This window comes from Haloimpatiens massiliensis (assembly GCF_900184255.1).
GTDB lineage: Bacteria > Bacillota > Clostridia > Clostridiales > Clostridiaceae > Haloimpatiens > Haloimpatiens massiliensis.
The window spans coordinates 223,851-241,503 of sequence record NZ_LT854636.1 but is presented as its reverse complement, the minus strand read 5'-3'; the positions used below and the strand labels follow the sequence as shown (position 1 = coordinate 241,503).

General features: G+C 28.9%; 22 protein-coding genes. 17 read left to right on the top strand and 5 right to left on the bottom strand.

Annotated features, from left to right (window positions below; translation table 11 throughout):
* Window positions 1-82 precede the first annotated feature (82 nt).
* The 7 genes from C1715_RS02170 to C1715_RS19965 all read left to right on the top strand — a co-directional run bounded on the left by C1715_RS02170 (window position 83) and on the right by C1715_RS19965 (window position 4,831).
* Window positions 83-634, top strand: a complete 552-nt coding sequence (locus C1715_RS02170; protein WP_102399036.1) for a hypothetical protein — start codon at window positions 83-85, stop codon at window positions 632-634.
* Between the two features lie 227 nt (window positions 635-861).
* A complete protein-coding gene (locus C1715_RS02165) occupies window positions 862-1,272 on the top strand; it encodes a sigma factor-like helix-turn-helix DNA-binding protein (protein WP_102399035.1) in 411 nt (136 codons plus the stop codon).
* A 563-nt stretch (window positions 1,273-1,835) separates the two neighbouring features.
* On the top strand, window positions 1,836-1,976 hold the full coding sequence (locus tag C1715_RS19245; protein WP_021284199.1) for an SHOCT domain-containing protein: 141 nt from the start codon (window positions 1,836-1,838) through the stop codon (window positions 1,974-1,976).
* Between the two features lie 71 nt (window positions 1,977-2,047).
* Window positions 2,048-3,745: a recombinase family protein gene (locus C1715_RS02160; protein WP_102399034.1), complete on the top strand. Its 1,698-nt coding sequence runs from the start codon at window positions 2,048-2,050 to the stop codon at window positions 3,743-3,745.
* 452 nt (window positions 3,746-4,197) lie between these two features.
* Window positions 4,198-4,359, top strand: a complete 162-nt coding sequence (locus tag C1715_RS19240; protein ID WP_180963968.1) for a hypothetical protein — start codon at window positions 4,198-4,200, stop codon at window positions 4,357-4,359.
* 42 nt (window positions 4,360-4,401) lie between these two features.
* Window positions 4,402-4,575 carry a hypothetical protein gene (locus tag C1715_RS19235; RefSeq protein ID WP_207654958.1) on the top strand — a complete coding sequence of 58 codons (174 nt, stop codon included), beginning with the start codon at window positions 4,402-4,404 and terminating at the stop codon, window positions 4,573-4,575.
* 121 nt (window positions 4,576-4,696) lie between these two features.
* Window positions 4,697-4,831 carry a hypothetical protein gene (locus C1715_RS19965; protein WP_278320076.1) on the top strand — a complete coding sequence of 45 codons (135 nt, stop codon included), beginning with the start codon at window positions 4,697-4,699 and terminating at the stop codon, window positions 4,829-4,831.
* Between the two features lie 49 nt (window positions 4,832-4,880).
* Here C1715_RS19965 and C1715_RS02150 read toward each other — a convergent pair whose 3' ends face one another.
* Entirely contained in the window at window positions 4,881-5,795 is a 915-nt protein-coding gene (locus tag C1715_RS02150; RefSeq protein WP_102399033.1) for an AraC family transcriptional regulator, read from the bottom strand.
* Window positions 5,796-5,999: 204 nt separating this feature from the next.
* On the opposite strand from C1715_RS02150, the gene C1715_RS19960 reads away from it, so the two are divergent.
* From C1715_RS19960 to C1715_RS02135, 4 genes are all read left to right on the top strand, one after another.
* The gene (locus C1715_RS19960) at window positions 6,000-6,125 is read left to right on the top strand and encodes a hypothetical protein (RefSeq protein WP_278320075.1); all 126 of its coding nucleotides are present in this window, start codon (window positions 6,000-6,002) and stop codon (window positions 6,123-6,125) included.
* 162 nt (window positions 6,126-6,287) lie between these two features.
* Window positions 6,288-7,223, top strand: coding sequence for an IS701 family transposase (locus C1715_RS02145; protein ID WP_102399032.1), 936 nt, complete (start codon window positions 6,288-6,290; stop codon window positions 7,221-7,223).
* Window positions 7,224-7,415: 192 nt separating this feature from the next.
* Window positions 7,416-8,330 carry a transglutaminase-like domain-containing protein gene (locus C1715_RS02140; protein WP_102399031.1) on the top strand — a complete coding sequence of 305 codons (915 nt, stop codon included), beginning with the start codon at window positions 7,416-7,418 and terminating at the stop codon, window positions 8,328-8,330.
* 93 nt (window positions 8,331-8,423) lie between these two features.
* Window positions 8,424-8,840, top strand: coding sequence for a VOC family protein (locus C1715_RS02135; protein WP_102399030.1), 417 nt, complete (start codon window positions 8,424-8,426; stop codon window positions 8,838-8,840).
* Window positions 8,841-9,797: 957 nt separating this feature from the next.
* Here C1715_RS02135 and C1715_RS19680 read toward each other — a convergent pair.
* Window positions 9,798-10,022 (bottom strand): hypothetical protein, encoded by a 225-nt coding sequence (locus C1715_RS19680; protein ID WP_146005357.1) that lies wholly within the window; start codon window positions 10,020-10,022, stop codon window positions 9,798-9,800.
* Window positions 10,023-10,101: 79 nt separating this feature from the next.
* A complete protein-coding gene (locus tag C1715_RS19675; RefSeq protein ID WP_146005356.1) occupies window positions 10,102-10,302 on the bottom strand; it encodes a hypothetical protein in 201 nt (66 codons plus the stop codon).
* A gap of 375 nt (window positions 10,303-10,677) precedes the next feature.
* Between C1715_RS19675 and C1715_RS02120 the strand changes: the two genes are divergently transcribed.
* Window positions 10,678-11,097 carry a DUF3788 domain-containing protein gene (locus tag C1715_RS02120; protein ID WP_180963965.1) on the top strand — a complete coding sequence of 140 codons (420 nt, stop codon included), beginning with the start codon at window positions 10,678-10,680 and terminating at the stop codon, window positions 11,095-11,097.
* A 2-nt stretch (window positions 11,098-11,099) separates the two neighbouring features.
* Window positions 11,100-11,510, top strand: coding sequence for a DUF3795 domain-containing protein (locus tag C1715_RS02115; RefSeq protein ID WP_102399028.1), 411 nt, complete (start codon window positions 11,100-11,102; stop codon window positions 11,508-11,510).
* Window positions 11,511-11,939: 429 nt separating this feature from the next.
* On the opposite strand, the gene C1715_RS19100 is transcribed toward C1715_RS02115, so the two are convergent.
* Window positions 11,940-12,104, bottom strand: coding sequence for a hypothetical protein (locus C1715_RS19100; protein ID WP_180963964.1), 165 nt, complete (start codon window positions 12,102-12,104; stop codon window positions 11,940-11,942).
* A gap of 115 nt (window positions 12,105-12,219) precedes the next feature.
* Here C1715_RS19100 and C1715_RS02110 point away from each other — a divergent pair, with 115 nt between their 5' ends.
* From C1715_RS02110 to C1715_RS02095, 4 genes are all read left to right on the top strand, one after another.
* Window positions 12,220-12,435, top strand: coding sequence for a hypothetical protein (locus tag C1715_RS02110; protein ID WP_102399027.1), 216 nt, complete (start codon window positions 12,220-12,222; stop codon window positions 12,433-12,435).
* Between the two features lie 337 nt (window positions 12,436-12,772).
* The gene (locus tag C1715_RS02105; RefSeq protein WP_180963963.1) at window positions 12,773-13,612 is read left to right on the top strand and encodes an MBL fold metallo-hydrolase; all 840 of its coding nucleotides are present in this window, start codon (window positions 12,773-12,775) and stop codon (window positions 13,610-13,612) included.
* Between the two features lie 166 nt (window positions 13,613-13,778).
* Complete coding sequence (locus C1715_RS02100; RefSeq protein ID WP_102399025.1) at window positions 13,779-15,644, top strand: LTA synthase family protein; 1,866 nt, start codon at window positions 13,779-13,781, stop codon at window positions 15,642-15,644.
* A gap of 20 nt (window positions 15,645-15,664) precedes the next feature.
* Window positions 15,665-16,192 carry a hypothetical protein gene (locus C1715_RS02095; RefSeq protein ID WP_180963962.1) on the top strand — a complete coding sequence of 176 codons (528 nt, stop codon included), beginning with the start codon at window positions 15,665-15,667 and terminating at the stop codon, window positions 16,190-16,192.
* A gap of 374 nt (window positions 16,193-16,566) precedes the next feature.
* Here C1715_RS02095 and C1715_RS02090 read toward each other — a convergent pair whose 3' ends face one another.
* A complete protein-coding gene (locus C1715_RS02090; protein ID WP_102399023.1) occupies window positions 16,567-17,304 on the bottom strand; it encodes an alpha/beta hydrolase in 738 nt (245 codons plus the stop codon).
* Window positions 17,305-17,653 lie beyond the last annotated feature (349 nt).

Sequence of the window (17,653 nt, the reverse complement as noted above, 5' to 3'; positions counted from 1 at the left end):
AATTAGAACGAAAGTTCATAATATGATTTTATATTAGAACAATTTTACTGTCAACATAAATTAAGAAAGGAGCATCAGTGTTATGGCTTTAGCGACAATTAAACATTGTAAAAATGACATAGTAAATAGCGAAATAATAATGGAAAGGAAAGTTAGCCCTAATATATATCACAATACAAAATTATTGTTACAACTTTATAATAAGGTACTGTGGAGAATTAATAATTCTATTCAAGAAATTAATGATGAATATTATGAATCATCAAGTAGAAAATTAGACGAATTATTATATAGTTTGGTAGAGGTAGACCCTTACATTTCGCAAGCTAGGTTAGAAAGCAGACTTCAATCTATAGAAGATAGTAAAAGTATAATAGAAATAATTGATAAAACATTGTTAATTCTAAAGTCTTACCCTGATAATGGAGAACGGTATTATACATTGATATATAAAATTTATATTACACCTTGTAGGCATTCAGAGAATAAAGTAATAGAATATCTTTGTTGCTCAAGAGCTACATACTATAGGGAAAAGAAAAAGGCTATTAATTTATTAGGAACTATATTATGGGGATATTTATTTCCTAATATGGTCCAAGCTTTAAAAACTATAGATATGATACAAGATTGAGACTAAACAGATACAGCTTTGGTACTGACACTATACTTTGATACTGTTAAGATATATACAATAGGATATTGAGGAGTTAAAAAAGTCCTTAAATGCAGAACTATATTGCATTTAAGGGCTTTTTTTATACCCAAAATTCCTAAATAAAATATAAAACTGACACAGAAGGAGTCGCACGATTTTCGTGCGGCTCCTTTTTGCGTTCAGGCAGAAAGGAGCAATTAAAAATGTCAAAAGAAGAAAAACAACAAAATTATGAGGAATTTATGGAAGTTCTCCAAGAGGAGGACAAAAGAGAAGAAAACAATGAAAGGAGGTATTACAGACATAATCTTTCTCTTGAATACTTGCAAAAGTATGATGTACCAATTGAATTTGAATATGCAAAAGATGCGTTAGGAATTGAAAAAGAAGTTAATGAGCTATTGGATTTTACTGATTTTATTAGTGATTCAAACCTATATAAAGCTTTAAAGAAATTAAATGAATCAGATTTTAAGGTTATAGAGCTTAGATATAGATATGGGTTTTCCTTAAATGAAATAGCAGTAAAGCTTCAACTTAAAAATGATGCTGTTAGACAAAAGCATATAAGGGCTTTGGCAAAGTTAAAATTAATGCTTAAAAAAAATTTATAAAAACTTTTTTAAATTTGTCACATTTAATCGTCTCCCAAGGCTATACAGTGAGGGCGTTTTTTTATAAATGCTTTTACAAGTTCTTTGATAGTTGAATATTCAATACTTTAGGTACGTTACTGTGCAGCAGTTAAAGCTGGAAGCAACAAGAGGAAAACGCCAAGACACTCATAAATAAAATTTCGAAATTTTATTTAATAAAGAAATTTGTTTATTAAGTATAGCGATAAATTTTGCTCAAAACGGATTTGATAAATCTGATTGCCATGATCTGCACAGGAAAATAATGATACTTCCACTTAGTCTTAGGTATCCCATGGAGAGTGGCTTCCACATTGTGGGAGAGGTTAAAGTCCTATGATACTTGCTAATCACAAGTAGCTTAAAGTATTCCCAGCATTGGGGAGGTGTGACAAATACAATGCTTATTAAATAAGGAGCTATAGGTGAGGTTAATGCCTTGCCTTTAGCCCATTTATTGATAACAGACCAAAGGATTAAAGGTCTGTTTTTAATCTTTTGGTTTGGTATTAAAAATTTTTGTAGTAGGGGAGATGGTTTTAATGGATAACAATATGAAATATAGTATTCAGTTAGCTATGTTAAATCAATTGCTTGGGCTTAAACTTATTACAGATAAAGAATATAACACTATTAAAATAGAGTTGATGAAAAAATATAATATTATGATTATTAATGCTTGATTCAATGTATGTTCATATATATAATTAAAACTAATAAGTTATAGGAATACACTTTGTAAGGAGCGATTTAGATGGCAGATGTTAAAGTAATAAAAGCAAGTCAAGGTAGAATTGATAGACGTAATGCAAAAGTGATAGATAGATTAAGAGTTGCAGCTTACTGTAGAGTAAGCACTGATTCGGAAGAGCAATTAACTAGTTACAATTCTCAAGTAGAGCATTATAGAAATATGGTTGAAGCTAATCCACAGTGGAGTCTTGTTGATATTTATGCTGATGAAGGGATAAGCGGTACACAAACAGATAAAAGAGTAGAATTTCAAAGAATGATAAATGATGCAGTAGATGGAAAGATTGATTTAATCATAACCAAATCAATTTCAAGATTCGCTAGAAATACTTTAGATACTTTGAAATATGTAAGGTTGTTGAAGGATTATAACGTTGCAATTTTATTTGAAAAAGAAAATATCAATACATTAACAATGAATGGAGAAATGTTATTAACTATTCTAAGTTCATTAGCTCAACAAGAAAGTGAATCTATCTCAACTAATGTAAAAATGGGACTAAAAATGAAAATGAAACGTGGAGAGCTTATAGGATTTAATGGTTGCTTAGGATATGATTATGATACAATAAATAAAGTAATAACAATAAATGAAGAAGAAGCAAAGATAGTTAGATATATTTTTAAAAGATATATTGAAGGTGCAGGATGTTTTGTTATTGCAAAAGAGCTTACACAGTTAAATTATAAAACTAAAAAAGGAAATACTAATTGGAATGATGGTTCAGTTAGAGGAATTATAACTAATGAAAAATACAAAGGAGATTTATTATTAGGGAAGACCTTTACTGTTGACCCAATATCCAAAAGAAGACTTGATAATATGGGAGAAGAAGAGAAGTATTATATAAACTCTAATCATGAACCTATAATATCAGAAGAAATGTTTAATGAAGCTCAAAAGATACTTGGAAAACGTAGCGTAAATAGTAACAATAAAGGAAGAGGCGAAAAGTATAGCAGAAAATTTGCTTTCAGTAGTAAAATAGAATGTGGATTTTGTGGAGGCACAGCTAGTAGACGTAGATGGCACAGTAATACAACTCATGAAAAAACTATTTGGCATTGTTGTGTATCTACTAAGAGAGGTAAAAAGTATTGTCCAGACAGTAAAGGGATAGATGAAAAGATTATTGAAAATGCCTTTCTTGAAGCCTTTAATATGTTTTGTCTACAAAATAAAGATATAGTTACAGAGTTCATGGAAACTGTAGAAAATACTCTTAATAACACTAATACAGCTAAAGAATTAAAAAGAATTGAAAGAGAAATTACTTCTTATGAAAATAAGTTAAAAAAGCTAGTGGATATGAGAATTGATGAAATAATTGATAAAGCTACTTACGAAATTAAATTCACAGAGCTTTCTACAGCATTAGAAAAGCTTAAAGTTGAAAAAGTTGATTTAGATGCTTCTAATGAAAATAGCATTGATATTAAAAAAAGAATAAATAGTTTTAGAAAAGTATTTGATAGTAATAAACCAATTAAAGAATTTGATAGAGTAGTTTTTGAAAGTGCAGTTAATAAAATTATATTAGGTGGAACTGATGAAGATGGAAACATAGATCCTTATATGATAACTTTTATATTTAATTCTGGTATGAATCATTCATTAAAAGGTAAAGATGTGTTAGAATTAGATGTAGATAAAAATGACAAAGAAGTGTGTTCCTATAGCGAACTCCACACATGTTGAGACAGTTGTGCGACTATGTCGTCGCAAACCTTGATTTTACCAGTGTTTCAGTAGTTTTGTAATTACTATTCTTTTAGAATATAAAAAGGAGTATCGAAATAAGAATTGCTATATGATATGTGAGAAGACGTTAGAAATTAGTAGATTTTTAGCTTTGAAAATGGAAAATAACCACTAATAAGTTTTAATATTAGTAGTATGTTGAAATTCTAAAATCAGGAGATAACTGTTTTAACTTCTATACGTTCCACAAATCTATTTAAGATTTCTGGGGTAAGTTCTTTTAAGTCAATAATTTTTTTTTTAGCCCGTCTAGTTCATTTAGAAGGTTTGTGTTAAATTTTTCAGCAATAAATGTTTTATATTGTTGTTCTTTTTCGGTAAGTTCCTTAATTTTAAAATCTATTGAAGATTTGAAGGTATCATAATCTTCTTTTGATATTTCATCATTTATGAACTTGCTGCAACATATAATTTACTATTCAAGTAAAGAAAAGATTGCTGTAATGAAAGATTTAAGAGAAATGGAGAAGCTTGAATTAATTATCATTACTAAAATAAATAAAAATTTGTATGTAAGATTATCTCGTAATGGGGTAATGTATATAACTTAAAATGAAAACGCACAAGCATATAAACCTGCTACTGGTACAATTTTGAGTAAATTGGCTTTTATATGTGAAGTACAAAAGGATATAATAGCTGACGAACTAATACTAAAGAAAGAATTAAGTTATAAATACTTTTTATGGTTTTTATATGGAACTATAAAAAAGACTGAAATTAAAAATAATATTTTCAATGAATTAAGTAGAGTTGAAGATGGGTAACTATATAATATTTCTAAAGGCTATAAAGATTTAATAGACCTTGAACAGCACCTTAATACTTATTAATAGGCTATTTGAAATTAATGTATAAGTCTGTGTACAAAATAAAGAGAGGAAAGAAGTGTTAAAAAAGACATTAGAGGCATTAGAAAGTACCGTTGTGAATATTGATAATTTAGGTTATCGTATATCAGATTTTCTTAACATAGGACAGTTAAAATTAAAAAACTTGAATATTGATAGATTCTTTAATTAATTTGGTATATGATATACTATTTGTAATGTTTGGCAAAACAAGAGCTTATCTATATATAAGCTCTTGTTTTATAGCCATATTTTATGCTTTTTTTATTTACTGGCAACCAAATTTCGCTAATATAATTATCTTTGCTGTTATCACCTTGTGTATAGTATTCAAAATCTATACCTTGTGTAGGTTCATAATCAGATTGTGGAAAAAACTCACTATATATTCTCTTCCACATATCTTGGATAGACTTAGGCATAAAACCAATACATTTGAATACTGCCCATGTTGCCGAAGGAATATCAATAATTGTATATCCATTTGGCACTTCATTTTCATTAGTCTCTACGCCTATTGCATAATTAAAATGTTCACTATTATTAAGAGAACTATCGCAAATTCCAAGTATTCCATCACCAGTGATAGAAGGATTGCCTTTAGTAAATTGTTGAAGATTCCTTATAGAGCCATCGGCAAAACAAGCCGACCAAAAATCGGGAATCTTTACTTTGTTAATAGTATCATCTGTAGAAAAACTTTTAACTTTTGCAACTACTCTAAAAGCTTCTATTTTTTCAATTCTATAATCCATAGTATCTCCACCTTCGAGAATAACTTTTATTGACAGTGGACTAAATGATTTTAAATTTGCCCCCGATTCTCGAGCTACCGAGGGAGTTATGCCATGAAATCGAGTAAAGGCTCTTGAAAAGCTTTCAGGCGTGTCATAACCGTATTTTGAAGCAATATCAATGATTTTTGATTTTGACATTGATAATTCAATCCCTGCAAGTGTCAAGCGTCTATTTCGGATATATTCACCAACTGTTATTCCAGTAAGCAAACTGAATGTTCGCTGAAAGTAAAAACTTGACGAGTACGCATATTTTGAAATATCTTCATAATCAAGGTTTTCCAAAATATTTGTCTCAATATAGTTGATAGCTCTTTGCAAACCTTTTATCCAGTCCATATTAATTCCTCCTCGTATTATCCTATAATAAAGGTAAAAAAACCTTCTGTTTTTATTTGCTAATATTTGTCTTATTATATCATAAAAATATAGTTTACTTTAAATGAGCAAATTTCATAATAAATTATGGAATAAAAATAGACATTTATAACATCCTAGTGTATTATATTTCTGCTAGAAAACATAAACAAAGGATGAATATAAATGTCTACAGAAAATAATATACCATACAATAAAGAGATTAACAATTTTATAATTAAACTTGGATTATCGTTATATTTAACACTGCCTCAATTAAAACATGTTTGTGAATTTATCTTGCAGCCGTAGGTCGTGGGTATGATGGCAAAGTTATTCATATAGCTGAAAGTTGCTATCAGAGTACTTATAGAACATCCATAGGTCAATTTTTATCCAAAAGCCCATGGAATGAAGATTATATTTTGAGAGCATTACAAAAGTTCGCAGTTATCTCGTGATACAGGAAAGCCTATTTATGTGATTATTGATGATACTATCTGTAAGAAGACAAAGCCTTCGTCACGGGCTAAAAATCCTATAGAAAAGTGTCAATTCCATCAATCACATTTAGAAAATAAAAAAGTCTATGGACACCAAGTTGTAGGTGTTTTACTACAATGTGGCGATGTTACAATTCCTTATCAGCTAACGCTTTATGATAAGACTAACGTCGATAAAGATAATAAAAAATTTACTAAGATTAATATTGCTGTAAATATAATATCTTCATTACCCGAACCACCTATCCAAGGTTTCGTCTTAGGGGATAGTTGGTATAGTGCTGAAATAATTATAAAAACAGCAAAGGAAAAAGGTTTTGAATATATAGGAACATTAAAAACTAATAGAATTATATACCCAAAATGCTCTCGCATGAACCATAAAATTAATGGTTTTGCTAAAACTATAAACAAGGAAGACTTTCACCTCGTAACAGTGAATAAGCACTCTTACTATGTTTATAGATATGAGGGCAAAATCAATGGTTTTAAAAACGTTGTAATTCTTATTAGTTATCCTAAAGAAGCCCTCTATAATGAAAAAGCATTAAAATCTTTTATATCAACAGATATAAATCTCACAACAGAAGAAATACTTTTTCAATACCGTGAACGTTGGACAATTGAAGTATTTTTCCGTCAAAATAAGATGGAATTAGGTTTTGACAATTATCAAGTTCGTAGTGAAAAAGCCATAAAGAGATTTTGGATTTTAACTCAATTGACTTATCTTTATTGTACTTTTGGCATAAGTACAGATTGTTCTAAATTTGGAGAAGGTTTAAAAATAGCTCGTAAACAATCCCAACAAGAAGTAATTGCTTGGGTGTATTCTCAATATAAAAAAGGAGTTAGTTTAAATGCTATTTTTGATGCTCTTAAATTATCGCATAATAAGTGTGCTTAAATAATGTAAAATAATGTAAGCGTTTTTGCTCATTTAAAGTAGTTTATTTAGCTTATAGCTTTATTATATATAGTGTACATAGAAATGAGCTGACAAAACAAAGCAAGAATTATCAGGTAATGTTCTGAAGATTATGATATTCTGAAGTTGAACATTAGATTGTTAAATAAAACGAAAAGGAGTAAAAAAAAGATGATAGAAGATATTCTTGAACATTACAGACAAGTAGGTACGTATTCGTATGCAGGACCATATAAAGAGTATTACCAGGGCTTACCAGACAATGTTCCAGAACTTGGAAAATTAGTTTGTTCACAGGTTATTCATCGTGTAACATTAAAGCAAGGAAACACAGGTGCAAATGAAAAATTGATATATGGTGATATGACAAAATACCCATGGTATAGATTACGTTGTGAAGATGATATTTTATTGACAGCGGTAGCAATGACAGCTGAGCTCTTTCGATTAGATGATAGAGGATTTATCTTACAAAGAGCAATAGAAAATAAATTAGTAGTTACTTGTAGATATGTTTCTGTATTAATGTCTGCAATTTTAAAAGCAAAAGGAATTCCTTGTCGTTCAAGGGCAGGTTTTGCACCATATTTTCATGAAAATGAAAGTGTTGACCATTGGATTAATCAATACTGGAACGAAAGAGAAAATAGATGGATTACATTTGACGCAGATGGATTTTTCAATGATGAAGAATTAGGGTTTAATCAATTTGATATTCCTAATAATCAATTTGATTGGGCGGCTGATACATGGTTAAATATCAGAAACGGAAAAGTTGATGGAAAACATTTTGTATATGCAGATGCATTGGGAACAAACTCTTTAAAAGCTGTCATCAGAGCAATTTTTTATGATTTTCATGCATTGATGAATGATGAAATTTCATATAAATTTCAGCCATGTTATATAGATGATAAATTTGATATACTAACAGAAAATGATTTAATAGAAATTGATGATTTAGCAAAATTAATGCTGAAACCTGATAAGAATTTTAATAAGTTAATTTCTATATGGAATTCAAATCGTAAATATCGGATTCTAAATAGTCCATTGGTTGGAGATTGGGATAACGAAAATAATTAGAAACGTTATCATTAGCACATGAGTAGACTATAATTTGGTGCGCACATATAAGTTATTGAGAATAATTGATTAATCATCAAAGGAAGTGTATTTATGGACATATTAAAACAACCATTATTTAGAAACATAGACTGTATACAACTTTATATTCCAAACATACAACAGGGAATTGAATATTATTGCAATAGTCTTGGATTGAGAGTTATATGGAAATCAGATTCAGCAGTAGGTCTTGGAATGAGCGAAGGAATAACAGAAATTGTTATTCAAAATGAGCGTAACACCCAAGAAATTGATATTAAAGTAGATTCGGTAACTGACGCAATAATAGAAAGAGCAGGAGACCAAATTATATATGGACCTTTTGATATAAAAATAGGAAAATGTGCAGTTGTAAGAGACCCTTGGAATAATCAGTATGTGATATTAGATACTACAAAAGGTACTTTTATTACTGACAATGAAGGGAATATTATTGGACAGAATGAACCAGCCAATAATAATATTTAGTAGAGTAATAAAGTTAAGATATTCTTAAAAGTGAAACAAGGTAAGCCAAATGGTTTCATTCAAAAATTTCTACAGTCAGCACTCTACACATGTGGAGAACGTAGTAGGACTACGTCGCAAAGATACCTTATAATCCTTGAATTTATGCACTTTACTAGTTTTTTTAACTTTAACACAAAAGGTGATGATTTTAAGAATAAAGAAGAAATTAATGGTGTTAAAGTAAGAGTTGGAATTTGAGAGGGTGTAAGGGGATATGTTGTTGTAAATTTAATATAAGGTAGAGAAAGATCATGAAGAGGCTAATGTGGCTGAAACTTCATGGTCTTTTTGTGTTTTTAAATTGTATATAATGAAATTTATGTTTAATTTTATATATTAATGAATAATATAAATATATTGTAATATTTATAGTTATTTAAAAGGAATATTTAAAATGTTGTAGAATGTTACAATCAAATGTTATTTTCAAGAATCAATTAATTTTTTCTCATAATGGTGAAGTATTTACTTATGATAACCTAATAGATTTAATAACACAAATTTCATCTAAACGAACTAACAGTGAAGATAAAACAGGTAAATTTGTAACTGGATTCATTTTGATATTGTCATCATATTAACATTGTAAATTAAGAAAATACTATCCTTAAGATAATAAATATATATTTATGTTCAATTTATGGAAGTATATAAGCGTAAAGTTCTCCTATTACACATCAACAAATGTTAAATTTTTCTATAATTTTTATATATCATAAAGTACTAAATCAAATTTAAGCTTGTACTTTTTACTATCAGAATCATAGCATCTATTGAGCCATTTTATGCTACAACTAAATAAGCTATATATTCTAACCATTTTGTTCTTTAATTTCTTTGTAGCTCCTATAATTTTGCTTTTCTTATTGTTAGAGCAATCTGCCCCTAATATTATTATCCATGTATAGGCTATACTTAAGCATAAATATAGATTTTAAAAATACACACATCTGTCCATGAACCTTCCATATCAAATCCATTTGATTTTAAATCCCTAAACATTTCTTCTATAATGAATCTTTTTTTATATTTTCTAACAGCTTTTTTACTATCCATATTAGTTGCTAAATACCAAATATCCTCTGATTCTTCAGCTTTACACACTGCTAAGTTACATGTAGATTTTTCAGTACTTAACAAAATTCCATTAAATTTCTTTATACCTTTTTTATAGGGGTTATGTCTCTTAGGTACTTAATTTTCTTTTTTCCTTCTATTGTTACAAGTATATCATTGATACATATGCACCTGTGAAATCATCCTTTAATTTCTCAGATATATCTGAGATTACAATTGACTTTGATAAAATTATTCCTATGATTATATAAACAAGATTTTTTAATCTTTTGATTGTTATGGGTAGAATCTCATATAGTATTTTTTTTAATTCTGTTGTAATATATTCTTGATTGTTTAGCATAGCCACTTCCTCTTGTTTTATAAGTTTGTTTTGGTGTAACAACTTATATTTTAGGACTTGGCTATGTTTTTTTCTATACTTTTTTATTGGTAATTTTACCTTCAATATTTAACTTTAACCTTACTTACCTATGTTGCCTTTTTTACTGTCCGTAGGTCAGATTGTCTATGATATCAAAAGGTTCAAGCTTACTGATGTGTAAGCTCTTGTTTTTATACTCAAATATTTTTATGAATTAAGGATAAAAATTAAATATTTTCCATTATGTTGAATATTCATTTGAATTGCATATAAACAAGCTATATAATTTATCTAAGGTGATAATTATAGAAGCCTTAATTATTTCAATTTATTAAAATGGGAGGAGATATACTTATGCTTGAAAAAGTACCAACAGATGAAGAATTGAATCAGTTGATGGGAGAGGATATATTTGAAACATGGTGTTCTATCAACAACTTTATAAAGAATAATTACAATATGGATATATTATGGGATGGTGGGGGAAAAACAGGCGTTTTTGAACTAAAGTATCGTAAAAGTGGGAAAACATTTTGTGCGTTGTATCCAAGAGAAAAAGGTATGCGTTTGTTAATTATTTTTGGAAAGAGTGAACGGGAAGAATTTGAAACATCAAGGATAGACTACTCTGAATATATTATTAACTTATATGATAATACTCATCAGTACCATGACGGGAAATGGTTATATATAGACATAATTAATGGCACAATAATCGAAGACATAAAAAGATTATTATTGATAAAGAAAAAACCAAATAGAAAGAGAGTATAGTTATGATGAATGTAACAAGATGTGGATATTGTTGCGATTTATGCAAAGCATTTGCACCAAACATAAAAGATAATGACCAGCGAAAAGAACTTTCAAAAGTATGGAAGGAATATTATGACCTTGACATTCCGGTAGAAGATATATATTGTGATGGTTGTAGGTGTGAGAAAGAAGACGGAAAACTTATTGATACAAGTTGTTCAGTAAGAAAATGCGTTATAGATGAAAAGTTAAATCATTGTGGAGATTGTTCCAAATATCCTTGTTCAACTTTTAATGAGAGGAAAGGCCTTTCAGCAAGTGAAGCAGAAGAAAAATTAGAACAAAACTATGATGCTTCTAAATATAATGAGTATTTACTTGCTTATGATAATAAATCAAGAATTGACGAATATAGAAAGAATAATCCATAACATAGAATTGCTATTTTAGATATAACTTTAAGCGTATAATATCCTTATTTAATTTTTCTACCATCAGCACTCTGCTTGATGTAGTGTCTAGGGTAGCTGGACATCAAATACGCACAGTAGTTTTTGGCTTTACGCCTAAAACAAATGTTACTTTTAATTCTCAAATTCTTAATGAAGAGGATACAACACTTTTTGTTCTAAAAGGAAAAGATAATTTGTTTGTGAATAATCAGATGATGTTTCCTATTTTGTCCCGCGCATAATTAAACTATAGTGAAAAAAGCCAAGCTAGAGATAGCAATACTTAAAGAACTAATAAAAAATCAAACCTCAAATTAAAGATAAAGTGTAAATAGCAAGAAAATATATAGATCAAGGATATAGAGCAGTTTAGTGCTTTTATATAATAAGAAGTAAGCCGTAATTGAGCTACTTCTCATTTTTTGTTATAAGAAGCTGAATTTCAAAGGGAACCAAATGACAATTGATATTCATATCATACAGCTCTTTGGCAATAAAAATACTTCCATCAGGATAGGATTTATCAGTTAAATATTTTTCTTCTAGAGTATCACCATCAATGACTTTGCACAAAAAATCTCCGTTTGGTATGATGAGCAAATTTTCTATAGCAGTAATGATTGTAGCGGAAGTGGTTGTGTTGATGGTTGCCTTATCAATTAGCAAAAAACAAAAGGAGTTATTATAAATGAGTAGAATTAAAATAGTAAAAGTAACGGAGGAAGACACTGATTTCATTGAAATAATAACAGATTGGCTTTATAATTGGTGGGGAAAAATTGAAGGATACTCAAAGCAAGCGATTAAAGAGTATTCAAAACGAGCTGTATGTGAGAAAAAAATTCCTTGCAATGGCCATATACCAACACCTGAAGAATTCATTGTTTTTATAACCACATCCTAACTAACGGATAATGGAAAGAAAAAAATTTGTTTTGATGCTTAGGTTATTGTGAGCTCAAATTAAAAATTAAGTCATAACGGCGGTTTTAAAATATTATTTAAAGCCGCCGTTTTCCTATTTTAAATAGATTAGCAACAAAAACTAGAAGTAAACTTCCAGTTTTTGAAAAGGGTCTGGCCCTTTAAGGTAAAAGATTTAATTTAGAAAGGTTTGAAGGTGTTTTTGTAAATGAAAAAAGTGCAAAAGATATGATAGAATATAAATTGACAAAAAGATTAGTTTAACATAGGTGTTATCTGAAATTAGGTAAGAATAATAAATGGGGTTGGTGATTAAAATGAATCTAAAAATAACAACGCTTATAGAAGATAATCCTAGTAGTGATTTGAATTTACATAATGAACATGGATTGTCTCTTTATATGGAAGTTGATGGAGTGAATATATTGTTTGATACTGGTAAAGGTGGAGAATTTATAAATAACGCTGAAAAATTAGATGTTGATTTAAGTAATTTAAAATATGTTATATTAAGCCATGGTCATTATGATCATAGTGGAGGTTTTAGAAAACTAGTGGATAAGGTTAAAACCCCATATAAGTTATTTGTAGGAAAGGATTTTTTTAACAATAAGTATAAATGTATAGAAGAGGGAACTTATAAGTATATAGGAAATTCTTTTAATGAGGAATTCGTTAATCAAAATAATATCCCAATAAAATATATTAATGAAGATATATTTTATATTACTGAAAACATAATGATATTTACTAATTTTAAAATAAACAATAAGTTTGAAACCATAAGCGAAAAATTTAAAATAAAGCAGGATCAAAATTATGTATTGGATAATTTTTCAGATGAAATAGTTTTGGCAGTAAGAACGAGTAAAGGTCTTATGGTTATATTAGGATGCTCCCATATAGGAGTAATTAATATTTTAGAGACAATTATAAAAAGAACAGGTATGCCAATCTATGGGGTTATAGGGGGAACCCATTTAATAGAAGCTGATGAATTAAGGGTAAGTAAAACCATTGGTTTTCTAAAAGGAAATCATATACAAATTTTAGGAATGTCTCATTGCACAGGAGAAAAGGCTGTTGAAAAAATTAAACATGAATTTAAAGAAAAATTTATATATAATAATACTGGAAACATAATAAAAATAACATAAATAAGTATACATAATTATTTAGATGCAATAGTAAACCAAAAAGTCTTTTGCTACATTTACTGTATTATCAAATGGCAAAATGTAATTTTATATAATAGTTTGTGAAGGATAGTTATGTTTGTGCTTAGAGGGATTTGGACATGAGATATAGTTAGGAGTGAAGTATGTGAATGATATACAAATGAACTTAAAACATCCTGTAAAGAAAAGTTTATGGGTTTATTTGCAGAAGAATATGCAGCAACTGAAAGGTGATATTTTTTTTCAATATGTTCTTTTAGCATTAATGATCAAAGGATTATTTTTTATATGTATTGTACCAAGTGTAAATGCTTCTAAGATTGATGTTATACACGCATTTATGAGTGTTCCACCGATAATTTTGCAATTAGCTTTTATTGCAATGTTTTTATCCATATCTTTTATGTTTAAGGGCAGAGGGCATATTTGGAGTTTAATAGTTTTAGATATTATTATTACAATATTATTCGTATCAGATATATGGTATTACAGAGGATATTCCTCTTATTTATCTCCTCATTTATTAAAGCAGTTTGCCAATCTAGATAATTTAGGTGGCTCCATTGCGTCTATGTTTCATACAATTGATTTAGTTTTTATAATTGACATAGTATTTTTTATATTCTTAGCGGTAAGAAATAAAAAATTATATAAAAATGTAGAAAGAAATGTATTTCTATTTATTTTTGTTCTTACAATATCCATTACTTATGTGGTTTATGACCATTATAAGGTAGATGTTTATGGGAGAGGATTTGAAAATCAAAGAATTTGGAAGGGAAGTTGGTCTCCTAATCAAACTTTATCAAATCTTGGTCCAATAGGATATCATATTAACGACATTTTCGTGTATTTTGATGAGTGCAAAGAATATGTTTTATCAGATAGCGAAAAGAAAGAAATTAAACAGTGGTATGATAAAAAACAAGAAAACTTACCAGATAATAAGTATAAAGGTATGTTTAAGGGTAAAAATTTAATTGTTTTGCAAGTAGAATCGTTAGAAAGCTTTATGATAGGGAAGAAAATAAATGGACAAGAGATTACTCCTAATATAAATAAACTTTTAAAGGATAGTATGTATTTTCCTAATGTTTATGAGCAGGTTTGGAATGGAACAAGTTCCGATTGTGATTTAATGATTAATACATCTGTTTCACCTGTAAGGAGTGGAAGTACTTTTTTCCGTTACCCAGCAAATAAGTATAATTCTTTACCAAATTTATTGGAAAATAGAGGATATTCAAGCTTGGCGATACATCCAGATAAGGGAGCCTATTGGAATTGGATGCAAGCGCTATATTCCATAGGTTTTAATAAGTGTATTGATGAATCTTCTTTTAAGGGAGATGAGTTTATAGGACTAGGAATTAGTGATGGAACTTATTTAAAACAAGTTGTACCAATGATATCAAAACAAAAGAAGCCTTTTTATACTTTTATGGTTACATTAACAAGTCATTGTCCTTTTGATTTACCAAGTAACCTAAAGGAACTGAATTTAGAAAAAAGATTTAGAGGAACTAAATTAGGTGCAAGTTTTCAAGCATTTCATTATACAGATAAACATATTGGATTATTTTTAGAAAATATAGATAAAGAGATTGGTTTAGATAACACAGTAGTAGTTATTACTGGGGATCATACTGGTGTTCATAAATTTTATCAAGATGAAATTTCAAAAATAAAGCCTTCAGATTCATGGTGGGCAGAGAAAAATATGAAGGTTCCATTTATAGTATATAGTAAAGGTTCAAAAGGTGAAGTTATAAATATAAATGGTGGTCAGCTAGATATTATGCCAACCATAGCATATTTAATGGGAATAGAAGAAAAAGATTTTAGTCATACTGCTATGGGACGTATCTTAGTTAAGACTAATAAAAATTATACATTTTTAGCCACTCGTAAATTTATTGGAAAAGGTACTAAAGAAGAAGAGGAGCAAACACTTAAAACAATAGATTTAGGAGATAAGTTAATAAGGAGCAATTATTTTGATAAAAAATAATTTTAATGAGGAGAATCGGCATGAAGATAGTATGTTGGGAACTTAATAATGATGATATAAAACATATAATTAAGCTAAAACATAATGCTTTTAGTGGAAAAAGTTTACTGTATTGTGATGATAAAATTATTATGAAAAAGAGAGCTTTATTAGGAGATCAAGTGAAGTTATCTTTTAATGTGGAGGATAAGCAATGTAATTTGGATATAGTTTCAAATAAATTAGCATATGAATACAATCTTACGGTAAACGAATATGGTGCACTAAATATACTGAAGGAAGAAAAATCTAAGATTGAATGGTGGGCTTGGTTATTTGCAGCAGCATGTCTTATTATACCAATAATATTTATTGAAAGTTTGATACTTACTATTATCGGTATAGGTGGAGCAGCAAAGTGTTTATCCATAGCAGCAAAGGGTGATAAAGGGAGAACAAATAGAATAGCGTTGTGTGCTAAAACTACTGTCATTTCATGGGCATATTTAGGAATATTTTATTTGATTGTTAATCATGTTACGGAGTATTTCTTAAAAATATATACTTAGATGATTAACCCACAATAAGGTAGAATGTAATGGAATTATGAAATTTCTCCTCCATGACTTGCATAAGAGCTTGGAACAATAAATTTAATTTAAGAAATTCTAATCTTTTAGCCATATAAAATTATCTAACGCTCACATTCAGCGTCCTGCCTCAGGTTCGCTAGCCTGGCGTCCTTGCCAGGCTTACGATAATTTTATCTGTCTAAAAGAAGAATTTCTAAAATTAAATTTAAATAGTTCCTTCGCTTCTTATGCAACTCATTCCAGAGAAATTTCATAATTCAAGCAATGTAATACTTATTGTGGGTTAATCCTTAGATAAATTAGATATAAAATATTTACATGACTTATATGGAAGAATGCATAAATTTAATTTACATAAATTTATGCATGTCTTTCATAAGCCATAATAATGCTTTTTTAAATCTATAGGGTATTTTTGTAAAATGCCCACCCTCATTCCAGTCAAGTGTAATATTTTCTTTAAATGAAAGTTGCTTTTCTAATATCTCAAATGCTTCGCGGGTACAACTTCCTACTTTAGCCATACGTTTATTGCGGCTTTTCTCCTCCACTTTGCCAAGAGACATATATACCTTTGCAGAGACATTTACAGGTGTATGAGAATTCATAAATTCTATCCAATCATCATACCACAATGAACCAGAGAGGCTTCCTATTTTACCAAAGGCTCCAAAGTTATAAAGAGCGTATAATGAAACAAGTCCTCCTAAAGAATATCCAATAAGTGCAGTATTTGAAGGTTCAGGTTTTGTTTTATAGTGCTCATCCATAAATGGCTTAATAGTATTTGTAAGAACATTAAGATAATCTAGGGCACCTCCTTCAAAAGACTCGCCCTTTTTTGTTAGAGGCTTAGCAGGCCATGGGGTAAAATCCTTATTCCAGTTTTTTGACTGAATGCCTAAAAGTATAAATTCGCCATAGTCCGCACCAAAGTGGGGTTCTATATCTTCCATAAATTCTTGTTCTATAGAATCCCCATTTATATATACAACAGGATAATTTTTATGGCTTGTGTAGTATTCTGAGGGAAGATATAATGAACACTCATAATCAGAGATGGTTAAATTGTGTATATGGCCTTTCATTTTTTTCACCTCATTATGGATTATTTTTTCATAGCATTATTTTAATATATTAAATATTACTAAGAATAATACTAAGAATATTATACCATCCTATTAAGGAATAAACTTAGGGTTAAGAAATAAATCTTTTATTTTGTACGTGAGAAAAACATAGTTACTTAATGGGTAATACTGTGATGTGATTATATAAACAACAAAACTCCTCTTTCTAATTTACGTTATAGTATATTAGAAAGAAAGTTATCCTGTTAAAGGCGATTTGGCCTTTTGGCAAAAGGTTTTTTCTTGCACAAGAAGATAGAAATTGATAAAATTTAAGAAGTATCCAGACTTAAAATAAGTGTAAATA

Excerpts from the sequence above, each read along its gene's own strand:
- C1715_RS02170 (WP_102399036.1), top strand. The coding sequence starts at position 83 with ATGGCTTTAGCGACAATTAAACATTGTAAAAATGACATAGTAAATAGC.
- C1715_RS02165 (WP_102399035.1), top strand. The coding sequence starts at position 862 with ATGTCAAAAGAAGAAAAACAACAAAATTATGAGGAATTTATGGAAGTT.
- C1715_RS19245 (WP_021284199.1), top strand. The coding sequence starts at position 1,836 with ATGGATAACAATATGAAATATAGTATTCAGTTAGCTATGTTAAATCAA.
- C1715_RS02160 (WP_102399034.1), top strand. The coding sequence starts at position 2,048 with ATGGCAGATGTTAAAGTAATAAAAGCAAGTCAAGGTAGAATTGATAGA.
- C1715_RS19240 (WP_180963968.1), top strand. The coding sequence starts at position 4,198 with ATGAACTTGCTGCAACATATAATTTACTATTCAAGTAAAGAAAAGATT.
- C1715_RS02150 (WP_102399033.1), bottom strand. The coding sequence starts at position 5,795 with ATGGACTGGATAAAAGGTTTGCAAAGAGCTATCAACTATATTGAGACA.
- C1715_RS19960 (WP_278320075.1), top strand. The coding sequence starts at position 6,000 with ATGTCTACAGAAAATAATATACCATACAATAAAGAGATTAACAATTTT.
- C1715_RS02140 (WP_102399031.1), top strand. The coding sequence starts at position 7,416 with ATGATAGAAGATATTCTTGAACATTACAGACAAGTAGGTACGTATTCG.
- C1715_RS02135 (WP_102399030.1), top strand. The coding sequence starts at position 8,424 with ATGGACATATTAAAACAACCATTATTTAGAAACATAGACTGTATACAA.
- C1715_RS19675 (WP_146005356.1), bottom strand. The coding sequence starts at position 10,302 with ATGCTAAACAATCAAGAATATATTACAACAGAATTAAAAAAAATACTA.
- C1715_RS02120 (WP_180963965.1), top strand. The coding sequence starts at position 10,678 with ATGCTTGAAAAAGTACCAACAGATGAAGAATTGAATCAGTTGATGGGA.
- C1715_RS02115 (WP_102399028.1), top strand. The coding sequence starts at position 11,100 with ATGATGAATGTAACAAGATGTGGATATTGTTGCGATTTATGCAAAGCA.
- C1715_RS02110 (WP_102399027.1), top strand. The coding sequence starts at position 12,220 with ATGAGTAGAATTAAAATAGTAAAAGTAACGGAGGAAGACACTGATTTC.
- C1715_RS02105 (WP_180963963.1), top strand. The coding sequence starts at position 12,773 with ATGAATCTAAAAATAACAACGCTTATAGAAGATAATCCTAGTAGTGAT.
- C1715_RS02095 (WP_180963962.1), top strand. The coding sequence starts at position 15,665 with ATGAAGATAGTATGTTGGGAACTTAATAATGATGATATAAAACATATA.
- C1715_RS02090 (WP_102399023.1), bottom strand. The coding sequence starts at position 17,304 with ATGAAAGGCCATATACACAATTTAACCATCTCTGATTATGAGTGTTCA.